The following is a 5,720-nucleotide window of genomic DNA, read 5'->3' as shown; positions in this document are numbered from 1 at the left end:
CAGGGGCCAAGTGAAGTGCTCAAATACTACAAGGAGTTAAAGGAAAGGCCCCAGTCATATCAATTATGTTTGGAGATTTATAAAATAACAAAAAGACTTAAGAGTGATATCGAGGAGGTTGAGTGGATGCTCAAGGCACTGATCAAGTCACTGGAAAACAAACACTTGACCCCTTGAACCCTGGAATCCTTGACCCCTTTTTTTACCCACTAAATGGGAGAAGAACCATATTTATTCTCCGGAACCGCAGCCCCTGTTTTGAAAGATAGCGCGCAGAGGCTCGAAGGTGAGCAAGAGAGCGGAGAGGACGAAGACCGCGTCATGAAAGGGAACCAGCCAGGAAAAACCGGAAGAGACGAACCGGATAAGGTACGGGGTGACCAGGGTCCCGGCGATGTTGGCGAAGGTCAGGACGATCACCGTGATCTTCCATCTCTTGGAGACCCGGGTCTGGGCAAAAAGATGGCAGAGGATATAAAAGACCAGGGGGATCATGAAGAGATGAACGTGGGTGGACTCCATCAATTCCGGAAGCTCCTTGGGGTAGACCATGGCCTCGTCTGATCCCAGGTAGTGGGCCGAAACCGTCTCCGGCAGAAAGCCGATCTTCTGGATTCCATGTGCGACCGAAACAAGGATGCCGGACAGGAGAAAGAGCAGCAGGAATCCCGTTGCTGCCTTGAGGGCCGGATTGGGTCCGTTGCCATTCAGGGGTTTCATGGGACAACCTCCTTGCCGTAGAATTCCTCCCACACCCCGAGCAGGAGCCTGACTCCGTCGGCAATGGCCCGGCAGGAGATCGTGGCCCCGCTGATGTTTAGAATATCCTGATGGTTTCGGATCGGATCCGCGAGCGACTTCCCGAAGAACTGCTTGAGGAAAGACGGATAGCGGACTTCATAGCCATGGGATTCCCGATAAGCCAGGATTTCTACGCGCGCCGCCCGGCCCTGCGGGTTGATCACCACCATATAGGTGATGGGGCGGGCCTTGCCTTTGACATCGTGGATCATGGCATATCCAATCGGCTGCCCTTGAGTCCTCCCAATATAGACAGGTATTTCTGAGAAGCGGACGGGAGTTTGTGCCCGCTTCTCAATACGTATTTTAAGTTCCCGGTCTAAGGAAAGCGTAACCGTTTCGATCTCTTCGGCTTTGGGGAAGGCGATCTTCAAAGCCTGCTCCTGGGTTAAATAGACCTCGGCCCGGCCCTCGGAAACGAGAGTGCACCCTAAAACAAGGGTGAACAATGTCGAAAATGATATGTGAACAGCCATTGCTTGATTCATTCGGTTTCCTCATTTTTTCTGCCGCAGAGATCGGCAGCAAAGCGCCTGCCTCTCCCTGTAGCAGAGGTCTGCCATCATAATGGTTTAGAACATATACGTTGCGCCGAGGTTAAACACATTGAAGTCATTTTCTGTCCCGTCTTTCCACATCTCATAATCAGCTTTGATCGCCACTTCGGGTATGGGATAGTAGGCCAGCCCCGTGGTCGTAACCTCCCGGTCATTGGCGGGATCCTTGGTGAGGCCGGAACTCAGCTCCTTTTGCGTATCGAATTCTTCACGCCGGGCAAAGACGACCAACTCCTTCTTGGACGATGAAAACGGAATGTGGTAGGCGGCCTCAGTATACCAGCCTGTCTGTTCTTCGCCCACGGCCTGGCCGGTTGCGGCAAAAATCTTGTCCGTATCGCCGATATCGGTCCGGGTATAGAGCCCGATCAGTTCCAGATTGCCGATGCGGTATTTGCCGTCCACTTCGGCCAGGGTGACGTCTGCGTCTCCCAGGGAGGGATCGTCCTGCGCAGCCCCGCCGGTATAAAAGGAAGCCCCCAGATGGAGGCCGGGCAGGCCCACATACTCCAGTCTCCCCACAAAAGCGAGGTCCTCGGCCTTGGCCTCTGACACCTTCTGCCTTCCCTTTCGGATGCCGTCTTTTGCAGTAAAGCCGGATGCATCCAAACCGCCTACGATGTAGGCTCGGTAACGGAGTCCCGGCATGATCTCACCGAAGATTCCGGCGCCTCCCTCCTGCCATGAAGTGGGAATGAGGTACTTCTGGACATAAGGCCGCTCCACGCTGTAGAAAAGCGGCGGTTCGTGATACTCGTTCAGGTACCCTACCGGCATCAGGATGGCGCCGGCACGGATGTTGAATGCGTCGTTGATCAGGAAGTCAAGGTGTGCAAATTCAAGTTCCATTTCCTGAGCGGCATGCTCAAAATCCACCTCTGCGTCGAGGATAATCCGATCCGTGAAGCTGTAGGTCAGGCCGATCACCATTCGATGCATGTCCATCTCATTCTCGTCACTTTCAATGGCGTTGTAGTGCAGCTCGCCATAACCGTGGAAGTGGATCTTGGATTCATCCTCGGTGCGTTCCATCTTTAACTCCTCCAGTTCATTTGTGAGGTGTTCGATTTTCTCTTCCATGTCGGAAAGCCTGTCCGCAAAAGCAGGGACGGCAGAGATCAGAATGAGTAAAAAGATGAAGATCATATTCTTGGTGATTCTCATTATAGATGCCGGCACAGATCCCGAAACGGATAAGCTGGGTACGGACGGCATCACCTTGGATGCGGGATATGCGGACACTCTGACCTCTCCTGATTTATTTATGAAAGACATATCGAGACCTCCATGATTATAAGATAATGAAAATCATTATCAAAAATAGAATAAAAAAACTAAGAACGGCACTTGCTGCAAACGCCGTAAAGCTCCATGACGTGATGTGTGACTTTGAACCGGTATTGACCGGCAACGGATTTCTGAAGCGATTCGATGCGGTCGTTTTCAAATTCGATGATCCTGCCGCATCGGGTGCAGATCAGATGGTCGTGGTGCTCAATCTGGTTGTCCGGTTCATAACGGGTAAAACCGCCGCCGAAGCTCCTGCCGGCGGCGAGACCGGCGTCCGAGAGAAGTTTTAAAGTGCGGTAGACCGTGGCATAGCCGACTTGGGTGGAGATCTTCTGAACACGATGATGGAGTTCTTCGGCGCCCATATGCCCCTGGTTTTCAAAAAAGGTGCGGGCGATCAGCTCCCGTTGACCGGTCATGCGCAGGCCTTTGGATGAGAGATAATTCTGGAATTGCTCGAGCATCTTCTTCAACAAGGGGATTTCTCCAAAATTGAAACAGTCTGTTTATACAGATAATACTGAAATTGAAAATCATTGTCAATAGAAAAATAATAATTCAATAAAAAATATTTTTCTCATGAAACGAACTGATATCTAAGCAGTTTTGTTTTTTTTGGACTCGAAGCGAAGTTCGCCGGTGTAAACAGGGATGGCGAATTTCAGCATCAGGGTGTAAATCAAGGCGCCGAGGGCCCAGATCCCCATGGTAATCAGGATTTCATAATTGGTCGGTGAGTATTCATAGATCTCTCCGAGGGTTGTAGGCACAAAGCCCGGGACCACGACGCCCATCCCTTTCTCGATGTAGATCCCCATCAACATGCAGATACACGCGGTATTGAGGGTGAGGAAATTCTCACGGGTACTGGGGGTCAGAAAGAGGACAAGAGCGGTGATGTTCAGGATTACGGACCACCACATCCAGGGGACCATGCTGGTATGGCCGTGAAGCCCGAAGAAGAGGTACTTCATGGGAGCCAGATGGATGCTTCCGGAATAGAACTCTTTGAAGACCTCCGCCCCGAAGAGGAAGAGGTTGAGACACATGGCATAGGCGATGAGTTCCGCAATCTTGAAGATGGCCTTGTCTTCGATATCAATACGCGAGACCTTGCGGATGATCTGGAAGAGAATCAGCATGATCGCGGGACCCGAGCAGAAGGCCGAGGCCAGGAATCTCGGCGCCAGGATCGAAGCGTTCCAGTAGGGCCGGGCCGATAGGCCGTTATAGAGAAAGGCCGTGACCGTGTGGATTCCCACGGCCCAGGGGATGGAAAGGATGATGAGGGGCGCAATGAGTTGAAGGCTGTACTCCTTGCCCAGAGAAAGCTTATAGAGCGCGTAAAGAAAGATGGTCAAATTGATGATGAGATAGCCGGAGAGGACCACCACGTCCCACGCCAGGAGAGAACTCGGAAAGTTCATGGCGCCGATAAAAGGGAGGATGTGCCAGATCCGTGTGGGCTGCCCCAGGTCCACCATGACAAAGAGAATGCAGAGGATGACCGCCGTGGTGGCGAGCATCTCCCCGAGAATGGCGATCTCCTTGATGGGTTTGAAGTTGTAGATGTAAGCCGGGACGACCAGGACCACCGCTGCAGCGGCCACACCCACGAGGAAGGTGAAGTTGGAGATGTAGAGCCCCCAGGAGACCTGATCCCTCATGGCCGTGACGATCAGTCCCCGATTGATCTGCTGGAAGTAGGCCGCCAGGCCTATGAAGATGAAGAAGCCGAGGAACGCGAGCCACATGTAATATTTTCGGTCCCCGATGGTGATCTGTTTCAATGCCTTGAAAAAGTTTCGGATGATTTCAGCCATCGCTGTTTCCTCTCGTCCAAAAAATGTTTAGGTTGCAAAGAAGTAATAAAATTTTGGATAGGTATTCAAATCTTCTTTCAGGCGGAAGACGCGCTTGTTTTCGATGCAGTAACGGATCTCACTTTTCGGATCCAGCAGATTCCCGAATTTTCTTGCCCCCACGGGACAGACCTCCACACAGGCAGGATACTTCCCGGCACGGGTTCTCTGGATGCAGAAGGTGCACTTTTCAACCACACCCTTGTATCTGGGGCGGTTGCCGAGATAATGGGTCTCAGGATTCAGTTCGTCCGGCGGGATATTCGGCTCGGCCCAGTTGAAGTGCCGCGCCCCGTAAGGGCAGGCAGCCATGCAGTAGCGGCATCCGATACACCAGTTATAGTCCACCACCACGATCCCGTCCGGTTCCTTCCATGTGGCCTGCGTGGGACAGGCCCGGACGCAGGGCGGATTCTCACACTGTTGGCATTGCACCGGCATATAGAAATGGTCCGGCTCAGGCACCTGGGCAGGATTGTAATAGGACTCCGAGTTTTCGAGATCCACCCATTTTTCCCCGTTCTTGAAGCGAAGGACCGTAATCCAGTGGATCTGCGGGTCCCGTGACTGATTGTTCTCCCCGACGCAGGCATAGACGCAGCGGCGGCAGCCGATGCAGCGCGAAAGGTCCAATCCATACCCGAAGAGGACATCCGGAAGGGGAGGTGTCGCCTTGACTGAAACCTTTTTTCCATACTCTTCGGAATAAGTTTTCTCGAAACGGTCAAGGACCTCCTGGATCTCCTGCTTGCTCATTTCCCTGAAATGCTTCTGGAAAAAGACGTCCAAGAACGAGGCGTCCGCGTTTTTCAGCGGCAGAGCGGATGCGGCAATGCCCATGGCCGTGCCTTTGATGAAGTTTCTCCGGTTTAAATGGAGGTTGAGCGGGTTGTTACGAATTTTTTTGGACATAAGGATCCATCTCCTTATAAAAGGATCATCATTTGAGAAACCTTTTTTGCTTCTTCTCCCATCTATTGGATAAGAAGGGTTCGAGGATTCAAGAACCTATAGAGATCCAGGGTTCAAGGGTTCCAGGGTTCAAGGATTCAAGTGGTTTTTTTGATTTCTGTTACCTTTCAGTTTTTTCTATGCTTTTCACTTGGACCCTAAGCCCCTTAACCCCTCGGACCCTTGAGTTTTTAAAAAGCACTTCACTTGACCCCTGGAATCCTTGACCCCTTGACCCCTGATGTTTTCACCCACTCTT

At 51.9% G+C, this 5,720-nt stretch carries 6 protein-coding genes; all 6 read right to left on the bottom strand.

The window, feature by feature from the left end; all coding sequences use genetic code 11:
* Positions 1 to 231: 231 nt before the first annotated feature.
* The 6 genes from AUK29_03660 to AUK29_03635 all read right to left on the bottom strand — a co-directional run bounded on the left by AUK29_03660 (position 232) and on the right by AUK29_03635 (position 5,422).
* The gene (locus tag AUK29_03660; protein OIP64880.1) at positions 232 to 720 is read right to left on the bottom strand and encodes a hypothetical protein; all 489 of its coding nucleotides are present in this window, start codon (positions 718 to 720) and stop codon (positions 232 to 234) included.
* Positions 717 to 1,265: a hypothetical protein gene (locus AUK29_03655; protein ID OIP64882.1), complete on the bottom strand. Its 549-nt coding sequence runs from the start codon at positions 1,263 to 1,265 to the stop codon at positions 717 to 719. The genes AUK29_03660 and AUK29_03655 overlap by 4 nt, the downstream gene beginning before the upstream one ends.
* A 108-nt stretch (positions 1,266 to 1,373) precedes the next feature.
* The gene (locus AUK29_03650) at positions 1,374 to 2,504 is read right to left on the bottom strand and encodes a hypothetical protein (GenBank protein OIP64879.1); all 1,131 of its coding nucleotides are present in this window, start codon (positions 2,502 to 2,504) and stop codon (positions 1,374 to 1,376) included.
* A gap of 188 nt (positions 2,505 to 2,692) precedes the next feature.
* Positions 2,693 to 3,112, bottom strand: coding sequence for a transcriptional repressor (locus AUK29_03645; GenBank protein OIP64881.1), 420 nt, complete (start codon positions 3,110 to 3,112; stop codon positions 2,693 to 2,695).
* 132 nt (positions 3,113 to 3,244) lie between these two features.
* Positions 3,245 to 4,471 (bottom strand): polysulfide reductase, encoded by a 1,227-nt coding sequence (locus AUK29_03640; GenBank protein ID OIP64878.1) that lies wholly within the window; start codon positions 4,469 to 4,471, stop codon positions 3,245 to 3,247.
* A 27-nt stretch (positions 4,472 to 4,498) separates the two neighbouring features.
* The gene (locus AUK29_03635; protein OIP64877.1) at positions 4,499 to 5,422 is read right to left on the bottom strand and encodes a 4Fe-4S ferredoxin; all 924 of its coding nucleotides are present in this window, start codon (positions 5,420 to 5,422) and stop codon (positions 4,499 to 4,501) included.
* Positions 5,423 to 5,720 lie beyond the last annotated feature (298 nt).

The organism is Nitrospirae bacterium CG2_30_53_67 (assembly GCA_001873285.1).
In the GTDB taxonomy this organism is placed as follows: Bacteria; CG2-30-53-67; CG2-30-53-67; order CG2-30-53-67; family CG2-30-53-67; genus CG2-30-53-67.
The sequence above is the reverse complement of the archived record's forward strand: the minus strand, read 5'-3'. Positions and strand labels throughout refer to the sequence as shown.